Source organism: Arenibacter algicola (assembly GCF_018860365.1).
Taxonomy (GTDB): domain Bacteria; phylum Bacteroidota; class Bacteroidia; order Flavobacteriales; family Flavobacteriaceae; genus Arenibacter; species Arenibacter algicola_B.
Genome location: NZ_JAHKPO010000024.1, coordinates 433,803 through 453,411 on the forward strand (window position 1 = coordinate 433,803; position 19,609 = coordinate 453,411).

General features: G+C 38.7%; 18 protein-coding genes. 15 read left to right on the forward strand and 3 right to left on the reverse strand.

Annotation, left to right across the window (positions count from 1 at the left end; genetic code table 11):
* Positions 1-2: 2 nt before the first annotated feature.
* From KO529_RS20415 to KO529_RS20480, 14 genes are all read left to right on the forward strand, one after another.
* The gene (locus KO529_RS20415; RefSeq protein ID WP_215949693.1) at positions 3-1,781 is read left to right on the forward strand and encodes a BatD family protein; all 1,779 of its coding nucleotides are present in this window, start codon (positions 3-5) and stop codon (positions 1,779-1,781) included.
* A 3-nt stretch (positions 1,782-1,784) separates the two neighbouring features.
* Positions 1,785-2,543, forward strand: a complete 759-nt coding sequence (locus KO529_RS20420) for an SH3 domain-containing protein (RefSeq protein ID WP_215949694.1) — start codon at positions 1,785-1,787, stop codon at positions 2,541-2,543.
* 58 nt (positions 2,544-2,601) lie between these two features.
* A complete protein-coding gene (locus KO529_RS20425) occupies positions 2,602-2,898 on the forward strand; it encodes a hypothetical protein (RefSeq protein WP_215949695.1) in 297 nt (98 codons plus the stop codon).
* Between the two features lie 75 nt (positions 2,899-2,973).
* A complete protein-coding gene (locus KO529_RS20430) occupies positions 2,974-4,566 on the forward strand; it encodes a SulP family inorganic anion transporter (RefSeq protein WP_215949696.1) in 1,593 nt (530 codons plus the stop codon).
* A 5-nt stretch (positions 4,567-4,571) separates the two neighbouring features.
* On the forward strand, positions 4,572-5,417 hold the full coding sequence (locus KO529_RS20435) for a universal stress protein (RefSeq protein WP_215949697.1): 846 nt from the start codon (positions 4,572-4,574) through the stop codon (positions 5,415-5,417).
* A 15-nt stretch (positions 5,418-5,432) separates the two neighbouring features.
* Entirely contained in the window at positions 5,433-6,062 is a 630-nt protein-coding gene (locus KO529_RS20440; RefSeq protein WP_215949698.1) for a carbonic anhydrase family protein, read from the forward strand.
* A gap of 120 nt (positions 6,063-6,182) precedes the next feature.
* Positions 6,183-8,063 carry a SulP family inorganic anion transporter gene (locus KO529_RS20445; RefSeq protein WP_215949699.1) on the forward strand — a complete coding sequence of 627 codons (1,881 nt, stop codon included), beginning with the start codon at positions 6,183-6,185 and terminating at the stop codon, positions 8,061-8,063.
* A gap of 78 nt (positions 8,064-8,141) precedes the next feature.
* A complete protein-coding gene (gene pheS / locus KO529_RS20450) occupies positions 8,142-9,161 on the forward strand; it encodes a phenylalanine--tRNA ligase subunit alpha (protein ID WP_215949700.1) in 1,020 nt (339 codons plus the stop codon).
* 143 nt (positions 9,162-9,304) lie between these two features.
* Entirely contained in the window at positions 9,305-9,700 is a 396-nt protein-coding gene (locus KO529_RS20455) for a hypothetical protein (RefSeq protein WP_215949701.1), read from the forward strand.
* 179 nt (positions 9,701-9,879) lie between these two features.
* Positions 9,880-10,383, forward strand: coding sequence for a GbsR/MarR family transcriptional regulator (locus KO529_RS20460; protein WP_215949702.1), 504 nt, complete (start codon positions 9,880-9,882; stop codon positions 10,381-10,383).
* Between the two features lie 12 nt (positions 10,384-10,395).
* Entirely contained in the window at positions 10,396-11,529 is a 1,134-nt protein-coding gene (locus tag KO529_RS20465) for an efflux RND transporter periplasmic adaptor subunit (RefSeq protein WP_215949703.1), read from the forward strand.
* Between the two features lie 25 nt (positions 11,530-11,554).
* Complete coding sequence (locus KO529_RS20470; RefSeq protein WP_215949704.1) at positions 11,555-14,692, forward strand: efflux RND transporter permease subunit; 3,138 nt, start codon at positions 11,555-11,557, stop codon at positions 14,690-14,692.
* A 5-nt stretch (positions 14,693-14,697) separates the two neighbouring features.
* Positions 14,698-16,116, forward strand: coding sequence for an efflux transporter outer membrane subunit (locus KO529_RS20475; protein WP_215949705.1), 1,419 nt, complete (start codon positions 14,698-14,700; stop codon positions 16,114-16,116).
* Positions 16,117-16,134: 18 nt separating this feature from the next.
* Positions 16,135-16,725, forward strand: a complete 591-nt coding sequence (locus KO529_RS20480; RefSeq protein ID WP_215949706.1) for a TetR/AcrR family transcriptional regulator — start codon at positions 16,135-16,137, stop codon at positions 16,723-16,725.
* Here the strand turns inward: KO529_RS20480 and KO529_RS20485 are convergent.
* The 3 genes from KO529_RS20485 to KO529_RS20495 are packed head-to-tail and all read right to left on the reverse strand — an operon-like array spanning position 16,717 to position 18,394.
* Positions 16,717-17,220 (reverse strand): YciI family protein, encoded by a 504-nt coding sequence (locus tag KO529_RS20485; protein ID WP_215949707.1) that lies wholly within the window; start codon positions 17,218-17,220, stop codon positions 16,717-16,719. The two genes, KO529_RS20480 and KO529_RS20485, sit on opposite strands and share 9 nt — an antisense overlap.
* Positions 17,208-17,681 (reverse strand): CYTH domain-containing protein, encoded by a 474-nt coding sequence (locus KO529_RS20490; protein WP_215949708.1) that lies wholly within the window; start codon positions 17,679-17,681, stop codon positions 17,208-17,210. Before KO529_RS20490 ends, KO529_RS20485 begins: the two co-directional genes overlap by 13 nt.
* A 5-nt stretch (positions 17,682-17,686) precedes the next feature.
* Complete coding sequence (locus KO529_RS20495) at positions 17,687-18,394, reverse strand: NAD-dependent epimerase/dehydratase family protein (protein ID WP_215949709.1); 708 nt, start codon at positions 18,392-18,394, stop codon at positions 17,687-17,689.
* 61 nt (positions 18,395-18,455) lie between these two features.
* Between KO529_RS20495 and dinB the strand changes: the two genes are divergently transcribed.
* The gene (gene dinB, locus KO529_RS20500; protein ID WP_215949710.1) at positions 18,456-19,553 is read left to right on the forward strand and encodes a DNA polymerase IV; all 1,098 of its coding nucleotides are present in this window, start codon (positions 18,456-18,458) and stop codon (positions 19,551-19,553) included.
* Positions 19,554-19,609: the final 56 nt, after the last annotated feature.

Here is a 19,609-nt window from a genome sequence, read left to right on the forward strand (position 1 = left end):
ACGTGAATATTAAAAAATACATATCGTTATTTTCATTGTTGTTCCTCGGCATATTCTCGTATGCCCAGAACAATGAAACCGTTACCTTCGAGATGAATCTCAGCAAGGATGTATTGGGCATTAACGAACGTCTAAGGGTAGACTTTACCATGAACAGGGATGGGGATAATTTTGTTCCTCCGGATTTTGAAGGTTTCAGGGTACTTATGGGTCCATCGCAATCCATTAGCTCCTCTTGGGTGAACGGGGTTAGAAGCTTTTCCAAAACCTACACCTATACCCTAGCGCCTACGGCAAGGGGGAAATTTACCATTAAGCAGGCCACCATTGTCATCAAGGGTGAAACCTATAAATCGCTCCCAAAAGAAGTAGAGGTTACCGCTGCAGTAGAAAGACCGGACGGGGAAAAAACGGTCGATGATGTTGCCGATGAAAGTTTACATCTGGTTGCCGAAATATCCAAAACCAGCCCATATCTGAATGAAGCCGTAACCGTAGTTTATAAACTTTACGCAAGTCCTTCTATAGACGTAACCAATTTTAGGGCGCTGGACAACCCTAAATATAACAATTTCTGGAGCCAGGATATTCCAGTTACCAAATACGATGTACAGAATACTACCTATGATGGCAAGTCATATAGATCCGTAATCTTAAAAAGGGTAGTTTTATACCCGCAGAGAACGGGAGAATTGGAAATTGAGCCACTTTCTCTGGATGTAAGTCTCCAGATTCCCACCAACAAACGGGATTTCTTTGGGGGAAGAATATTTGCCCAAACCAACAAGACCGTATCCGCTGGCAATAGGACCATTAATGTAAAACCTTTGCCTACAGAAGGCAAACCGGCAGATTTTAGTGGTGCGGTAGGAGAATTCCAATTTTCGGTGACCACCAGTAAGACCCATCTTAATGCATCAGAGTCCCTACAGGCCAAAGTTGCCATAAATGGTAAGGGTAATTTAAAACTTTTTGAAATTCCAAGTTTAAATCTCCCAAGTTCCTTGGAAGTATACGATCCGGAGTTCAATGAAAGTGTTCGTACTACCCTCTCTGGTATGGAAGGAAATGTAAGCAATAGCTACACGGTAGTGCCTACATTTAAAGGCAAGTATCCCATTCCCAGTATAGCTTTTAGCTTTTTTAACCCAAAGACCGAAAAATATCAAACCTTGAGTTCCGGGGAAATCATGATCAATGTACTGGAAGGCCCCACAAGCGGAGCCGTAGACAACACTGGTCTTAGTTCCAATAATAAACAAAGGGTTGTGGCTACAGGGGATCAATTTGTTTTCAATAAAATAAAGCCAAACCTAACAGCCATCAATAATAATTACTTTTTTGGGTCTACCAGCTTCTTTCTTTGGTGGCTACTTCCGGTTTTATTAATTCCTCTGGCCATCCTCTTTGGCAAAAAAAGAGAGGCCATTGCCAGTGACGTAGAAGGAAACAAAATTAAACGTGCCAATAAATTGGCAAGGAAATACCTATCCGCAGCCAAAAAAGCACTAGGCTCCAAGGAGTCATTTTACGTAGCTTTGGAAAAGGCATTGCACAATTATTTGAAGGCCAAACTTAAAATAGAGACATCAGAATTCAGCAAGGATAAAATAGCCTCTTTATTAAGTGAAAAAAATGTAGATGAAGCCACTCGGGAGGGCTTTGTGGGATTACTGAAAAATTGTGAAATGGCAAGATATAGCCCTTTTTCTGATGTTCAGATGCAACAGGATTACAATAAAGCGAGTGAGGTTATTTCACAACTGGATAAACAAATTTAAGCAATGGTACGTGTATTAACTATTTTAGCATATTTGGTATGTACCTTGGGATTTTCCCAAAACGAACAACTATTTGACGAAGCTACGGCATTGTACAACCAAGGGGAGTATACAAAAGCTGCGGACAATTATTTAAAGATATTATCGAATGGGGAGCATTCGGCCGAACTCTATTTCAATCTTGGGAATACCTATTATAAACTTAACAAAATTGCCCCTAGTATATATTACTACGAAAAGGCATTATTGCTAAAACCAAATGATCAGGACGTTAAGAACAACCTGGCCTATGCCCAAAATATGACTTTGGATGCCATTGAACCCCTACCTCAGACCACTATTTCCAAAATGTACAACAGACTTACCGCATATCTCTCATTTGACCAATGGGCCTATGTTGCAGTTGGCTTTATGATGCTCTTTGTATGCTGTTATATTGCCTTTTATTATTTTACGTTTTCTTCCCAAAAACGAATAGCCTTTATAAGCAGTTTTATTTTTCTTCTGATGACAGTATTGGCGGCAATACTGGCCTATTTGCAATTTTCCAAATTTGAATCGGAACAGCCTGCCATAGTTTTTTCGGAAGAAGTTGGCATTAAATCCGAACCCAACAATAGGAGTCAGGCCATTTTTAATTTGCATGCCGGCACCAAGGTCAATGTACTTGAAGAATTAAATGACTGGAAAAAAATTGAAATTGCCGATGGCACCACAGGTTGGATTCCATCAGAGGATATAAAAATCCTTAAGGATTTTTAATATTTCTTTAACGTCTAATAAAACCGTTGGTGTTATATTTGTCATTATTTGTAATTCTATGAAAGTTTTCGCTCGTATTCTTTTACTCTCCCTTTGGCTATTTGCCATTGTGGCTCCGAGCGCCATAACTTTACTAGATATTGACAATCCCGTTATTGTAACCAACCTCAACGAGGAAGAACAGCAAGAAACCGGCAAGAAATCTCCATTGCAGGAGAAGTTCGTAAACGATAGTCATACAGATTTTTCTTTAATAGCCCTGTCCCAAAAATCTACAATGGGTATATACCACCCTATGGGGCATATAAACTTCACCCAAAAAATTCTTCTACCACCACCTGAACGTATAGGTTAATCTTAAAAGTCAAACTATTTCGATTAATTAAAAACTTGTCCTTGATTCCCATTAAGGACCAAATTATTATTTTATATGTTCAAAAATATTAAGAGCGACCTTCCCGCAAGTGTCGTAGTATTTTTTGTTGCGCTACCCCTATGTTTGGGTATCGCTTTAGCCAGTGGCGCCCCCTTGTTTTCAGGTTTAATTGCCGGTATCATTGGCGGTATTGTTGTTGGAGCGCTAAGCGGCTCTAAAATTGGTGTTAGTGGACCAGCAGCCGGTCTGGCCGCTATAGTGTTAACAGCGATTGGCGCATTGGGAGGTTTTGAAAACTTCCTGGTTGCCGTTGTACTGGGTGGAATCATTCAGTTGATATTCGGTATTCTAAAAGCTGGAATTATTGGGTATTATTTCCCTTCATCCGTAATAAAAGGCATGCTTACAGGTATAGGTGTCATTATTATACTTAAACAAATTCCGCATTTTTTTGGTTATGACCCTGACCCGGAAGGCGATTGGGCCTTTTTTCAAGTGGATGGGGAGAACACCTTTTCGGAAATCCTTAATACCGTAAACAATATTAGCCCCGGTGCAACACTGGTGGCCATAGTGGGCTTATCCATATTATTGTTATGGGATAAGGTACTTTCCAAAAAAGGAAAGATTTTTCAACTTATCCAAGGGCCTTTGGTTGCCGTTGCAGTAGGTATCATATTCTTTGTTTTAACACAGAACAGTTCATTTTTGGCTATTTCTTCCGATCACTTGGTAAGTGTACCGATTCCTGAGGATGCCGCATCATTTTTCGGACAGTTCAGTTTTCCCAATTTCGCGGCAATTACAAACCCTGATGTATGGATAACTGCTTTTACCATTGCTTTGGTTGCCAGCCTGGAGACTCTTTTATGCGTTGAGGCCACCGATAAGTTGGACCCTGAAAAAAACGTAACACCTACCAACCGCGAGCTGCTAGCCCAAGGTACGGGTAACATTATATCCGGACTAATTGGCGGACTACCCATTACCCAAGTAATCGTTAGAAGTTCTGCCAACATTCAATCTGGTGGAAAATCAAAACTATCTGCTATTTTTCATGGTTTCCTATTACTTATTTCCGTAATTCTTATTCCAAAATTATTGAATATGATACCCCTATCGGTTTTAGCGGCCATACTATTTATCGTAGGCTATAAATTGGCGAAACCGGCCCTTTTTGTGAAGATGTACAAATTGGGATGGAAGCAGTTCGTTCCGTTTTCGGTTACCGTATTTGGTATCATATTTACAGATTTGCTGGTTGGTATTAGCCTTGGCCTTGTTGTAGGTATTGTGGTTATCCTATTGAAAAGCTATCAGAACTCCCATTTCCTTCATATGGAAGATGTAAGTAATGGAAAGCACAGGATAAAAATGACCCTTGCAGAAGAAGTGACCTTTTTTAATAAAGGTGCCATTCTTAAAGAATTGGATAGCCTGCCAAGGGACACCTATTTAGAGATAAACTTGCTAAAGACAAGATATCTTGATCTTGATATTATTGAAATTCTAGACGATTTTTCGGTTAAAGCGAAAGATCGCAATATAGATATTCAACTAATCTCAAAGCGTGGTGTAGTTGAAAACCCACCAAGTTTTTCAGATTTCTTTAGAACTAGACCAAAATCTAAATTAAGTTTAAGCTAATGAATATGGAAAGAAATAAACACAAGATAGCTTTATTCACGGATTTACAAGAAGACATATCCGGCCTATTAAAAAGTGCCGTAAGTTTGGCTCAAATGATCAATGGAGAAATTGAGGTCTTAAATGTAACAAAGCCCACGGCAGTTATTGGGAAAGGAAACCAATTATCGGCCATGCGCTCATTAAACCGTGAATATATTCTGGCGGATAAAAGAATGAAGGATATATTGTCTCCTATAATTGATAATTACGGGGTACCTGTTAATTATTCCAGTACCTTTGGAAATATTAGAAATGAGATTGATAGGTATCTACGCGAAAACAACCCTGACATTATAGTCTTGGGAAGACATAAGAGCAAACATTTTAATACGGCCGAAAATAGAATAATCAACTTTGTTCTAAGTGTTTTTAAGGGCACAGTCTTGATCGTTCCACATGATAAAGGCCTTGAACCAGGTATGAAGATAGGTATAGGCTCCCTAAATTGTTCCGAAGCGGTATTTAACTCCTCCTTTACAGAAGAGCTCTTTTTACACGCAAAAAGTGCATTGAAATCGTTTAACATTGTTGAATCTTCAAGTGTTCTACCGCAAACAGACAGTTCCTTAGGGCGCAAGACCATCAACTATGTTTTTGATCACAATGAAAATACGGTGAACAATCTTCCCGTCTACTTATCCATAAGTAATATTGATCTATTGTTTTTGGATGGAGGAAATAAGGAAAAAGAAGATCTCTCCAGACTATTAAATATATATGATATGGTAAGGAAATCAGATATTAATCTTTTGGTAACCGGGGAAAAACACACCCATTATAACTTTAACACAACACTAAAAATAGCATAATTAAAATAGATAAATATGAAAGCACATACAAGAGAAACCCAAGCAACAATGACCCCGAATAAGGCGTTGCAATATTTAAAAGAAGGCAACCAGAGATTTCAGGGCAACCTAAAAGCAAATAGAAACCTACTTGAACAAGTTAACGATACAAGCGAGGGTCAATTTCCATTTGCAACCATTTTGAGTTGTATAGACTCCAGAGTTTCTGCCGAATTGGTCTTTGACCAAGGCCTTGGTGATATTTTTAGCATTCGAATAGCTGGTAACTTTGTGAACGAAGATATTCTAGGTAGTATGGAGTTTGCCTGCAAACTTGCAGGAACCAAACTGATCGTTGTTCTAGGACACACCAGCTGTGGTGCCATAAAAGGAGCTTGTGATCATGCAAGATTGGGCAATCTTACCGCGCTGATCAACAAGATAGAACCGGCAGTGGAGGCAGTTACAGAACCAACTGAAGAGAATTTAAGAAATTCCAAAAACCTTGAGTTTGTAGATAAGGTTGCCGAAAAGAATGTACATTTAACAATGGGCAATATACGCAAGAACAGCCCTGTTCTAACTGAAATGGAAGAAAATGGGGAAATAAAAGTTGTTGGCGCCATGTATGATGTCTCCAATGGTGAAGTTGTTTTCTACGAATAATACTCCCAATGACATAGAAGGCCAATGTTGCCATATTGGCCTTCTTCCTATTGAAACCAATTGTTGGTTTCAATCTTAGGTAATGATTACTTAAACTAACCTAGCATTAAATTCAATATTATGAAAAATCTTTTTTCAAATTTTAGAGGAGACCTTTTTGGTGGAATTACAGCAGGTATTGTTGCTCTTCCACTAGCCTTAGCCTTTGGTGTAAGTTCTGGACTTGGACCAAGTGCCGGACTGTATGGCGCAATATTCATCAGTTTTTTTGCTGCACTTTTTGGAGGCACCAACACCCAAATATCCGGTCCCACGGCTCCAATGACGGCTGTAAGTATGGTGGTTATAGCAGGTATTGTGGCCCTCAATGACGGAAGCATAGAAAAGGCCCTTCCCGCCATTCTTATTGTATTTTTATTGGCCGGCCTTATGCAAATAGGTCTTGGCCTTTTAGGTATAGGCAAGTACATTCGTTACATCCCATATCCCGTGGTTTCCGGTTTTATGACCGCAATTGGGGTTATCATATTGGTTACACAAATTTTACCATCTGTAGGGTATTACCCAAAAGAAGATGACGAGTTTGTATCACAATACAAACCACTGGCAGAGGAAATCATATTAGAAAATATTCTTAAAGAAGAGGCTGGCGAAGGCATTCTAGTTTTGGAAAATTTTGAAGAAACTATCAAACGTTCAGAAGGAATTACCGAAAATGATGTGAATAAAGAAGCCAGAACCCTGGCCAAAACTGAGGCATCAGGGGTTTTCGGGACAATAAAAGTACTCCCCAGAGCTTTGCAAAACATCAATTGGCTAGAACTTATTTTGGCCTTATCCACCATAGCTATTATTTACGGTTTCAAAAAAATTACAACTGCCATCCCAAGTGCATTGGTAGCCCTAATTGTAGTTTCGGGAGTGGCATACGGATTTGGACTCAACTACCGTCCTATTGAAGAAATACCTAGTGGTTTTCCCGTGCCCAATCTTGAAATATTCACCGCTTTTAAACTCAGTTCGGTAACTCCCTATATCTTTACTGCTTTAACATTGGCCTTATTGGGAGCTATAGATTCGCTTTTGACCTCTGTAGTAGCGGATAACATGACCAAAACAAAGCATCAACCCAATAAAGAACTTGTAGGTCAGGGTATAGGCAACAGTATAGCGGCCATTTTTGGAGGAATACCCGGAGCCGGTGCCACTATCCGTACAGTAGTAAATATAAATGCAGGGGGTAAAACCAAACTATCGGGTATGGTTGCGGGTGTACTGCTTTTAATCATTCTTTTAGCTTTGGGCCCAGTTGCATCGCAAATACCTGCAGCGGTACTTGCCGGGATATTGGTTACCGTAGGTATAGGTGTTATGGATTATAAAGGCTTAAAAGCCATACCAAGTTTACCGAAAGACATAAGCCTTGGCCCAATTAAATTAAGTTCTGAAGTTATCATTATGCTTGTTGTACTTGTTCTTTCTTCGGTATGGAATTTGGTCTATGCAGTGGGTGTTGGTCTGGTAATTGCCTCCTTAATGTTTATGAAAAAAATGGGGGATCTTACCGCAGAAAGGTCAGATGTAAAAACCTTGGAACATGAAAAAGGATGGGCAGATGAAGCCAATTTCCCGAAACATTTAAAAGAAAAAGTTTTTATTAAGCACATTAAAGGCCCCCTATTCTTTGGTTCTACCAGTGAATTTCAAGCCTTGGCAAACCAAATACCAAGATCGGCACAGACGGTTATTATTCGTATGGACCGTATGCAGTATATGGATCAATCCGGTCTCTACACTTTGGAAGATGTACTTATAGACTTGCTTAACTCCAACATTGAAGTATTATTGGTAGATGTACTGGATCAACCACGTTATATGATGGAACGAGTAGATCTGATACCTGATTTAATACCTAAAGAACACATTTTTCACACTTTTGATGAATGCATAACATACTTAAATCAAAAAACAGTTAAACAAAAGGCTGAAGCATCTGCATAAGTTCTAAGCCAATTTATGATGAAATATGTAGTCGGTAATGCCGTAAAAATCTTAAATTTGCGGCATTAGCCGAATACCATGATCGATACCATAAAAAAGCATATTACCGAAGTAGAAAATTTTTCTTCTACCGATATTGAGGCCATAGAGGCATTCCGTATAAAATACTTGGGAAAAAAAGGATTGTTCAATCATTTTTTTTCAGATTTTAAAAACGTTCCAAACGAGCAAAAAAAGGAGTTTGGGAAAACTGTCAATTTACTTAAAACCGTTGCAACCGAAAAAGTCAATGCTTTAAAGGAAGCCCTTGAAAACAAGAAAGAGGAAAAGGGAATTTACGGTGATTTAACAAGACCGGGGGAACCTTTGGGCCTTGGAACCCGCCATCCTATCTCAATAGTCAAAAATCAGATAATAGAGATCTTTTCCCGTATAGGGTTCAATGTCTCCGAAGGACCGGAAATAGAGGATGATTGGCATAATTTTACCGCCCTGAACCTTCCGGAATACCATCCGGCAAGGGATATGCAGGATACCTTTTTTATACAGACCGATCCGGATATTTTATTGCGTACCCATACCTCATCGGTACAAGTGCGCTATATGGAAAACAACAAACCGCCTATTAGAACCATTTCTCCTGGCAGGGTTTACAGAAACGAAGCTATATCCGCTCGTTCCCATTGCTTTTTTCATCAGGTAGAAGGACTCTATATAGACAAGGATGTTTCCTTTGCAGACTTAAAACAGACATTACAATTTTTTACCACCGAACTGTTCGGAAAATCCAAAATAAGGCTTAGGCCTTCCTACTTTCCATTTACCGAGCCCAGTGCCGAGGTAGATGTTTATTGGGGGCTGGAAACCGAAACGGATTATAAAATGACCAAGGGAACCGGATGGCTGGAAATTATGGGCTGTGGTATGGTTGACCCCAATGTCCTTACCAATTGTGGTATTGATGCCAACGAATACTCCGGCTTTGCTTTTGGTATGGGTATAGATAGAATTGCCTTATTGCTACATCAAATTTCAGATATAAGACTATTGAGCGAAAACGATGTGCGCTTTTTGGAGCAGTTTAAGAGTGCGTTTTAGTTTTAAGCCCGGTATTCCAACAAATTTGGCAATCCCATAATATGGTATCCTTTTTGGAAAAGAGGTCTACCTTTTAAATATAGTATTAACAAAATTTCACCAACTACTATAGTTGGGAGGATTCTGAAATATTTTCTGTACAATTGAAAAAAGATATAGAAATTCCTATTGCGAAAAATGTACATGTAGCCATTATACACGAATGGAATGATGAATTCTTGGAAAAAAATTGGAATGCCTACATTATCAACGATAGGGATTCCAAGATTGAAGCCGTCATAGCTGTTTCCAACGGTTATGAAGGCGACCGGAAAACTTCCACTATGAGACATGGATTAGGTGACATCCCAGCCAAAGGTTTTCGAAAAATTGAAGTGCTCCAGGAAGATATACTAGCCTTTAACAATGAATTCTTTGTTACTTTTTTCGCCGATGACAAACTATACGAAAAACGCTTCCTCTTCGAAAAATATTCTATAAGCGAATCCAATCTAGGGCCTATCCCGGTTATGGAATTGGAAGGCGTCCTAGCCAAATAGTCCATTGATTATATCCATATAACTCCCAGCCTTAAATAACCCATTCAGGGATCTTTCTCAATTTAACAAAACTTTAATTTCGTTTAGTTCGGTTTGTTCAGAACTAACAAGTATCTTTGCGCCCTGTTTTACTGAGTACAGCTAATTTGTATTCCGAAAACAGTAATAAAGCAATTAAAATGAAAGACAACATCTGCAAACAGAAAATGGCCTTGGTTGAAAAACTAGGCGTTCATTTAGAGGGTAGGGAGCAATTGGCACCTGTTGCAGCACGTATTATGGCATATATAATCCTTACGGGGAAAAAAGGATCCACTTTTGAAGATATGGTAACTATACTATGTGCAAGTAAAAGTACAATTTCTACACACCTTAATCATTTACAAGATTTAAATAAAATTGAGTATTACACAAAGACAGGAGACCGGAAAAAGTATTTTATAATCAATAAAAATACAATTATTCAGCATGTGGATAGAATGATCAGCCATTGGAATGCAGAACGTGCTATTCATTTAGAGATTAAAGCATATAAAGAAAGTCAAAATAATTTAAAAATTGAAAATGACGAGGAGAAGTTCGATTTAACCTTTCATAATGATTACGTCAAGTTTGTAGATGAAGCTACAGCGTCAGTTAAAGAATTAAAAGAAAAATTAATTAGCAACAAATTCCATATTTAAACTCAACTAAAAATGAAAATTAATAAATTATATACCATTCTAGGACTAAGCCTATTCTTAGTTATTGTGAGTTGTGGCAGCAAACAAGAAAACGCTGCTGCGGCACAACAAGCACCACCATTACCTTTTCCAGTGTCTCAAGTAGAACATAAAACAGTAACAGGATATACAGATTATCCTGCCACTATTGAAGGAAGGGTAAACAGTGATGTAAGAGCTAAAACATCTGGATATATTGAAAAAGTATATGTAGATGAAGGGCAAAAAGTAAAAAAAGGACAAGTGTTATTTAAATTGGAAACACAGTCTTTAAATCAAGATGCCGTTGCAGCAAAAGCACGTGTTAATGTGGCACAAGTAGAGGTAGATAAATTGATTCCTCTTGTAGAAAAAAACATAATTAGCCCAGTACAATTGGAAACCGCCAAAGCCAATTTAGCACAGGCTAAGGCTAGTTATAGCGGAGTTTCAGCAAACATTGGCTATGCCACTATTAAAAGTCCTATTGATGGTTATGTTGGTGCCATAAATTTTAGGGAAGGTGCCTTAATAAGTCCAAGTGATGCCACCCCATTAACAACAGTTAGTGAAATTGACCAAGTATATGCGTTCTTTAGTTTCAATGAAGCACAATACATAGACCATTTACAGCGCTCTGAAGGGAAAAGTAAGGCAGAACGTATTAAAAATTCCCCGGACTTAAGTTTGGTTTTGGCCAACGGTAAAATATATTCAGAAAAAGGACGTATTCAAACGAGTACGGGCCAAATAAATCAAAGCACCGGGACCATACAAATTAGAGCAGCTTTTAACAATCCAAACGAAATCCTAACCAATGGAAACAGTGGTAAAATAAGATTTCCTATAGAATATAAGGACGCTGTAGTGGTACCTCAAACAGCTACTTTTGAGCAACAAGGGAACATAATGATATTTAAACTTGGTGCCGACAACAAAGTAGAAACTTCCATTATAAAAACGAAAGGAACAGTAGGTAATTTATATGTTGTGGAATCTGGTGTAGATACCAAGGATAAAATTATTGTTTCCGGTGTTGGTAAACTAAGAAACGGAATGGTCATTACACCTCAAGAAACTTCTTTTGAAGATGCCATTAAACCAGTAGCAACATTATTTAAAAACTAGTCACCAACTAACAAAAATAGTAGTCATGTTAAAAACATTTATTGAAAGACCCGTTCTTTCAACGGTAATTTCTATTATCATAGTATTACTAGGAATTATCAGTATTACTAGCTTACCTATAGAGGAATACCCTGATATTGCACCACCAACTATTAAGGTTTCTGCAAACTATACCGGAGCAAACGCTGAAACAGTTTTGGAGAGCGTCATCATTCCAATCGAAGAACAAATCAACGGTGTGGAAGGCATGACGTACATTACGTCTACCGCATCCAATACAGGAGCTGCAGAAATTACCGTATATTTTAATCAAGAAATTGATGCCGATATCGCGGCTGTAAACGTGCAGAACCGTGTGGCAAGGGCTACTCCCTTATTGCCTCAAGAGGTAACCCAAACTGGGGTAACTACGCAAAAGCAGGAAACTAGTGCGTTGATGTTTATATCCATGTATTCTGAAAGCGAAGATTACGATGCTACCTTTATTCAGAATTACTTAAAAATTAACGTTATTCCGGCAATGCAACGTATCAGCGGTGTTGGGGATGTTAGTGTTTTCTCACAACAGGATTATGCCATGCGAATCTGGTTAAATCCAGAAAAGTTAGCATCATACGGTTTAATTCCTTCAGACATTTCTGCAGTATTGGCAGAACAAAATTTAGAAGCTGCGGCCGGTTCCTTAGGTCAGAACAATGGAGAATCGTTTTCATATACCTTAACCTATAGCGGACGCTTTAAAAATGAAAGCCAATACAGCGACATTGTCATTAAAGCTTTAGGAAATGGCGAGTTTTTACGCTTAAAAGATGTGGCTACTATCGAGTTGGATGCACAATCTTACGCGGCTAACGCGATGAGTAAAGGTCATCCTGCGGTGTTTATGGGAATCTTTCAAACAAAAGGTTCCAACGCCCAAGAAATTATTGAGAACATTAAAATTACTTTGGAATCGGTTAAAGCTGACCTTCCAGAAGGTCTGGACATTTTTGTGCCATACGATACAAGTTTGTTCTTAAATGCATCCATTGATAAAGTAATAACCACTTTATTAGAAGCATTTTTATTGGTATTCTTAGTGGTATTTATCTTCTTACAAGATTTCCGTTCTACCTTGATTCCCGCAATTGCAGTACCGGTTTCAATTATTGGTACCTTCTTTTTCTTGAATGTTTTCGGTTATTCCATCAACTTATTAACGCTATTTGCACTAGTACTGGCTATTGGTATTGTGGTGGATGATGCCATTGTTGTTGTGGAGGCTGTTCATGCCAAGATGGACAACGGCGAACACAATCCTAAAAAGGCAACCCTAACAGCCATGAACGAAATATCCGGAGCTATTATATCAATTACCTTGGTAATGGCGGCGGTATTTATTCCGGTAACTTTTGTAACGGGTCCAACAGGTGTTTTTTATGAGCAATTTGGTGTCACTTTAATAATTGCCATCCTTATTTCTGCAGTAAATGCCTTAACCTTAAGTCCGGCCTTATGTGCCCTATTATTAAAAGAACACAAGGACGACGAAGAACTAAAAGGAAAAAGTCCATTAAAACGTTTTTACACCTTATTCAATCGTGGCTTTAACGCTACAGTAGACAAATATGGCAAATCACTTCAGTTTTTATACAAAAGAAAATTTGTTTCTGTTCTATTATTGATCATTGCCGTTATAGGAATTTATTGGGCATCAACAACAACTCCAACAGGTTTTGTACCTAATGAGGATAGAGGGATTATTTTTGCAAATATTGAATTGCCACCAGGGGCTTCTTTGGATAGAACAGATGCTGTAGCAAGAAAATTATACGACAAAATAGACGGTATTGAAGGTATTGTAGCCGTTAACTTTATTAAAGGTAGAAGTATCATTAGTGGATCAGGAAGTAACTTTGGGTTTGGAATTATAAAACTTAAGGATTGGAGCGAACGTAAAGACGAAGCCCTATCGGCGCAGGCCATTACCGGAAAGTTATTTGGTATAGCTGCTACTATTCCAGATGCTAATATTATTTTCTTTTCACCCCCAAGTATTCGTGGCTTTGGTAACTCAGCTGGTTTTGAGATTAATCTACTGGATAAATTTGGAGGAGAGTTTTCGGATTTGGACAAAGCCAAGAATGATTTTACCATGGCTTTAATGCAACATCCAGAAATTAAATACGCAACCTCCGCATTTAATACGAATTACCCACAGTACGAAATGGAGGTGAATGTGCCCTTAGCTAAGGAAAAAGGAGTTTCTATAACCAGCATCTTTTCCACATTACAAGGATACATAGGTGGAATTTATGCCTCGGACTTTTCAAGATTTGGAAAACAATTTAGGGTATACATACAAGCATTGCCAGAAGACAGGGCAGATGAAAGTGCCTTAAACAGTATGTATGTGAGAACCGATACGGGAGAAATGACACCAATTACACAGTTTGTAAATTTAAAACGTGTTTATGGTCCACAATCGGTTACTCGTTTCAACTTGTTTAATTCTACGAGCATAACCGGTGCCACAAACGACGGATATAGTACAGGTGATGCCATTAGGGTTATTGAGGAAGAAGTAGCAAAACTACCAACTAATTATACAGTGGCTTATTCGGGATTAACCAGGGAAGAGGTGAATGCAGGAAACCAAACCACCTTCATTTTTATATTAAGTATTCTGTTTGTGTATTTCTTATTAAGTGCACAGTACGAAAGTTATTTATTGCCATTTGCAGTTGTATTATCCTTGCCTTTTGGTGTATTTGGCGCGTATATAAGCACAAAGTTTTTAGGCCTGGAAAACAATATTTATTTCCAAATAGCCCTAATAATGCTTATAGGATTGCTCGCTAAAAACGCCATCCTTATTGTGGAATTTGCGCTACAAAGACGGAAGAATGGTGAGAGTATCGTTGATGCAGCCATCCACGGGGCCAAAGCGCGTTTACGTCCAATTTTAATGACCTCGTTTGCCTTTATTTTAGGATTAATGCCTTTAGTGTTGGCAAATGGTGTTGGAGCAGAAGGAAACAACTCAATTGGTACAGGAGCAGCGGGAGGAATGCTAATCGGAACCATTTTAGGTGTCTTTGTAATTCCTATCCTATTTATCTTATTTCAGTGGCTACAAGAAAAAGTCTCTAGTAAACCAGCAGTACAAACTATTGAAGATTAAGAACTATGAAATCAATTATAAAACATAGAAATTTAAGTAAAGGGGCACTATTACTAGTAGTTGCAATAACATTACAAAGTTGTTTTGTGGCACGGGATTATGTAAGGCCGGATTTAGAAATAGAAACCAAAGCGCTTTATAGAACCGAAAACCTTCCAACAGATAGTGTTTCTATAGCAGACCTATCTTGGAAAGACTTATTTACAGATCAATATCTTGAACAATACATAGAGGAGGGTCTGCAAAATAATATGGATATTAGAATCGCGATTCAGCAAATGATGGCTGCCGAAGCTTATGCAAAACAAGGGAAAGCTGGTTATTTGCCAACACTAAGTGTAGGTCCCAACTATACACACCAGGAATATTCAGAGAACAGTCAGTTTGGTTCTATATTCAGTGGAGGTTTGGACACTTATGATATTACTGCGAATTTATCTTGGGAGGCTGATATCTGGGGGAAAATAAGAAGTAATAAAAGAGCATCACAAGCAGGTTATTTACAAAGTGTTGCAGGACATCAGGCCGTGAAAACACAATTGATTTCCAGCATTGCGAATACCTATTACAACTTATTGGCGCTAGATGCTCAGTTAGAAGTAACGAAGCAAACCATAGCAACCAGAGAGAGTAGTGTAGAAACAATCAAGGCATTAAAAGATGCAGGTCAGGTTACCCAAGTTGCAGTTGACCAAAACATAGCACAGTACAATAGCGCTAGAGCGCTACAAGTAGATATTGAAACTGCTATTTTTAAAACAGAAAATACCTTAAGTATTTTACTAGGCAAAGCACCTCAAGAATTTGAAAGAAGTCGATTGGACACTCAAAGCATTGATCAAGAAATTAAGCTGGGTGTACCGGCAACATTGTTAAGAAACAGACCAGACGTTATGGCTGCAGAATATGCCTTGATTAAAGATTTTGAGTTGACCAATGTGGCCAATAGTAGTTTTTATCCATCCCTTACCTTAACAGCTTCAGGAGGTTTACAAAGTTTAGAGTTAGACAAACTACTTAATGCAAACTCCTTATTTGCAACGGTGGTCGGCGGATTAACACAACCACTTTTAAATCAAAGAAAACTTAAAACTCAAAAGGAAGTCGCTCTTGCAAATCAAGAAAGTTCCTTATTAAATTTTAAGAAAACCTTATTGGTTGCAGGAAGCGAAGTCTCCAATGCGTTATTTTCCTTTGAAGCAGAAACCAAGAAATTCGAGTTTAGAAAAAATGAAGTGGAAGCCTTGCGAAAAGCAGAAAGTAATTCGGAAGAGTTGTTAAAAAATGGTTACGCCAATTATTTAGACCTGTTAACAGCCAGACAAAGTGCATTGAGTGCCGAATTAAACCTTATTACCAATAAACTATCTCAATTATCGACCACGGTAGAATTGTATCGGGCCTTGGGTGGTGGATGGCAATAGGTCCCAAGTCTTTAGGCAATGGAGAACAAAGAGGAATTTTTAGAATTCGCTATTTCCAAGTTTTTGAAATTTGGAAGTAAACGATTTACCTTGGATGACCTCGCCCATGAAATGGGCATCTCAAAGAAAACGATCTACCAGTATTTTTCAAGCAAGGAAGAAATTGTACAGGAAAGTCTCAAATACCTATTGACCAAAGTACAGAATGAAATAACAGAGGTAATAGAAAAAGAAAAAACCAACCCTATTCAAGGAATCATTGCTATTTATAGGATAGGGTTGGATAATCTTAAAAAGTTTAGTCCGTCGTTTTTATTGGGACTACAAAAATACTATCCCAGAGCCAACGAACTTTTCAATGAATTTAGGGCAAACGCAATACATGATTGTGTTCTTGAGCTATTGCAACAAGCCCAAATCAATGGCGAGATCAGAAAGAATGTGAATTTGGCACTTACCTCCCATATATATTTAAACCGATTGGAATACGTGCTTTTTTCAAGCAACAATCTCTTTGACCAATACAGCAGTTCGGAACTTTTGGAACATCTGGTCATAAACAATCTAAGAGGTATAGCAACCCAGAGTTATGCCCCCAACCTATCTTAGTTTATATCCCTTTGCTGCCCACCAAGAGTGAATTTCTATCGCCAAGCGTCCTGACTTGACCATGGGGTCCATATTGGCGAGACTATCTGCCATTTCTTGGGTCGGCACATTGTAGATGGTAATACCACGTATATCCCCATTATCACCAAAAGGACCGGAAATATCGGCATAGCCTTGCTCGTACATACTTCCCAAATGCGCCAAATGTAAGGCCTGTAGACTATCTGCCTCTGCCTTGGATTGGGAGCGATTTGGACCACTCTTTAAAAAGGCAATAAAATATTGCTGCATCAAGATGGTATCCTTGGACTTTTTATCTATATAATAAAAAGTTTGAAATCCTTGGTCTTCCAAATGCTTCTTCAATTGGGCCGCGGAAAGCTCTGGTTCAGCAAGTTGCTGGTCCATTTTTACACTTGGCACCTCTCCCCAATCCTTACAGGAAAATAACTGCCCAAATAATAAAATAGCCCATAACAAGCTTATTTTTTCCATGTCTTAAAAGGGTTTTTACTCAGCTGTGAATTGTAATATTTGACATCTGCAGTCACCTCATTACCCAGCCATTGGGGCTTTGAAAAGTCCTCATCTTCATGTTCCAATTCAATTTCTGCTATTATCAATCCCGAATTATCACCAAAGAATTCATCCACCTCAAAAATATGTTTCCCTACCTCAATATAATATCTCTGCTTATCTATTACCCCGGGCTCGGACAATTTAATCAAGGCATCCGCCTCCTTAACGGATATTTCCTTTTCCCACTCAAAACGTGTAGTGCCATTGTGGTTACCTTTTCCCTTCACGGTTATATATCCCTTGTCTCCCTTGATCCTTACCCTTACCGTTCGTAAGGGATCCGTATTTAAAAAACCTTGTACAATTCTTTCCTTTTGAACAGCGTCTGATTTGAAAGCTTCCGACTTCACTAAAAATTTACGCTCTATTTCTATCATTTATACTAGTTGGTTACTGATGTATTAAAATGGCTATGGTATATCTTTTTAATTTCGTCCGATTGAATTTTGACCTGGTCATAACTATTATTGGCCAACCATACCATGGCACCCGCAATGACTTCTGGATCAATAGACCTAAATTTTTCCAAGGGTCCAACCAGAACAAAATTAAGAATTTTCATAAACTGCTTGGCCAGCCATTCCCCCATTCGTTGCTCCTCCCGCTTACCACCTATTAACGAGGGTTGTAAAATGTAGGTGTTAGGGATGCCACACTTTAAAACAGCTTCTTCCATTTCCCCTTTTATCCTGTTATAGTTAACGCCGCTTTTGGAATTGGCTCCCATAGCCGAGATGACAAGGAAGGTTTCAATACCATTTATACGGCTAATTTTGGCCGCCGAAACCGGTATTCCAAAATCTATCCTTTTATACATTTCCGTATCGGGGGTTTTTGCTTTGGTCGTACCAATACAACAAAAAACTTCATCTGCCAGAAAATTGGTCTTATAAGTCTCCAAATCTAAGAGGTCTACAATATGTTCCTCCAATTTTGGGTGGGTAAATCCAATACTGCTCCTTGAAAAGAGCCTAATTTTTATATAACGTTCATCCTTGAGCAACATCTGCAATAAATTCCCTCCAGTTAAGCCGGTAGCACCCAGTACAATCGCCGTTTTCTCCTGTAATTTAATTTGTCCCTTGCCCATTATAGGATGTTTAACATTTTAGGTGGGGCCATATAGCGCCAACTTGTTATAAATTTACGGTATGAAATTGGATTTCCCACAACGAAAAATAATCCATGTGGACATGGACGCGTTTTACGCCTCCGTGGAACAAATGGATAACCCTGCTTTAAAGGGGAAGCCTTTGGCCGTTGGTGGGGCCGAAAAAAGGGGTGTGGTTTCTGCCGCCAGTTATGAGGCCAGGAAATTTGGGGTCCGCAGCGCTATGAGTGGCTACTTGGCCAAAAGGAACTGTCCCGACTTAATATTTGTACCCCCACGTTTTGACCGTTACAAGGAGATTTCCCTTAAAATTAGAAGCATATTTTTCGATTATACAGATTTGGTGGAACCGCTGTCATTGGACGAGGCCTATTTGGACGTTACTACCAACAAAAAGGGCAATCCCTCGGCTTCCCTTATCGCAGAGGAGATTAGACAGCGTATTTTTGACGAAGTTGGCCTTACCGCATCGGCAGGAATATCCATCAATAAATTCCTCGCCAAGGTTGCCAGTGACTACAACAAGCCCAATGGTCAAAAAACAGTTAATCCAGAAGAAGTAATATCCTTTTTGGAAGACTTGGAAATAAGGAAATTCTATGGTGTGGGGAAGGTTACGGCGGACAAAATGTATCATCTCGGTATTTTTACGGGTAAAGATCTTAAGCAGAAATCAGCTGAATTTCTAAGGGAAAATTTTGGTAAAAGCGGCGATTACTACTACCATGTGGTAAGAGGAATTCACACCAGTGAGGTAAAGCCCAATAGGATCCCAAAATCGGTGGGAGCAGAACGTACTTTCGATGAAAACCTGAGCAGTGAGATCTTTATGCTACAAAGATTGGATAACATTGCCACAGAACTGGAAAAGCGCCTAAAAAAATCAAAGATATCAGGGAAAACGGTAACCTTGAAAATAAAATATAGCGATTTCACCTTACAAACACGAAGTAAGACCCTACCCTATTATATAGCCGATAAATCCTTGATATTGGAAACCACCAAGGAACTGCTCTACCAAGAAAAATTGGAAAATTCTGTGCGTCTACTGGGGATATCGCTATCCAATCTAAATACGGAAAAAAATGAACCCTTGGAACAAAAGGTGCTTACCGTACAACTAAAATTCGACTTGTGACGATAAAAAAAGACCTGTCCGGTTTAAAAATCCAGACAGGCCCTTTATATATATAT

What these genes read in the sequence shown, in the direction of transcription:
- KO529_RS20420 (WP_215949694.1), top strand. Translation starts at nt 1,785, where the DNA reads ATGGTACGTGTATTAACTATTTTAGCATATTTGGTATGTACCTTGGGA.
- KO529_RS20425 (WP_215949695.1), top strand. Translation starts at nt 2,602, where the DNA reads ATGAAAGTTTTCGCTCGTATTCTTTTACTCTCCCTTTGGCTATTTGCC.
- KO529_RS20430 (WP_215949696.1), top strand. Translation starts at nt 2,974, where the DNA reads ATGTTCAAAAATATTAAGAGCGACCTTCCCGCAAGTGTCGTAGTATTT.
- KO529_RS20435 (WP_215949697.1), top strand. Translation starts at nt 4,572, where the DNA reads ATGGAAAGAAATAAACACAAGATAGCTTTATTCACGGATTTACAAGAA.
- KO529_RS20440 (WP_215949698.1), top strand. Translation starts at nt 5,433, where the DNA reads ATGAAAGCACATACAAGAGAAACCCAAGCAACAATGACCCCGAATAAG.
- KO529_RS20445 (WP_215949699.1), top strand. Translation starts at nt 6,183, where the DNA reads ATGAAAAATCTTTTTTCAAATTTTAGAGGAGACCTTTTTGGTGGAATT.
- pheS (WP_215949700.1), top strand. Translation starts at nt 8,142, where the DNA reads ATGATCGATACCATAAAAAAGCATATTACCGAAGTAGAAAATTTTTCT.
- KO529_RS20460 (WP_215949702.1), top strand. Translation starts at nt 9,880, where the DNA reads ATGAAAGACAACATCTGCAAACAGAAAATGGCCTTGGTTGAAAAACTA.
- KO529_RS20465 (WP_215949703.1), top strand. Translation starts at nt 10,396, where the DNA reads ATGAAAATTAATAAATTATATACCATTCTAGGACTAAGCCTATTCTTA.
- KO529_RS20470 (WP_215949704.1), top strand. Translation starts at nt 11,555, where the DNA reads ATGTTAAAAACATTTATTGAAAGACCCGTTCTTTCAACGGTAATTTCT.
- KO529_RS20475 (WP_215949705.1), top strand. Translation starts at nt 14,698, where the DNA reads ATGAAATCAATTATAAAACATAGAAATTTAAGTAAAGGGGCACTATTA.
- KO529_RS20480 (WP_215949706.1), top strand. Translation starts at nt 16,135, where the DNA reads ATGGAGAACAAAGAGGAATTTTTAGAATTCGCTATTTCCAAGTTTTTG.
- KO529_RS20485 (WP_215949707.1), bottom strand. Translation starts at nt 17,220, where the DNA reads ATGGAAAAAATAAGCTTGTTATGGGCTATTTTATTATTTGGGCAGTTA.
- KO529_RS20490 (WP_215949708.1), bottom strand. Translation starts at nt 17,681, where the DNA reads ATGATAGAAATAGAGCGTAAATTTTTAGTGAAGTCGGAAGCTTTCAAA.
- KO529_RS20495 (WP_215949709.1), bottom strand. Translation starts at nt 18,394, where the DNA reads ATGGGCAAGGGACAAATTAAATTACAGGAGAAAACGGCGATTGTACTG.
- dinB (WP_215949710.1), top strand. Translation starts at nt 18,456, where the DNA reads ATGAAATTGGATTTCCCACAACGAAAAATAATCCATGTGGACATGGAC.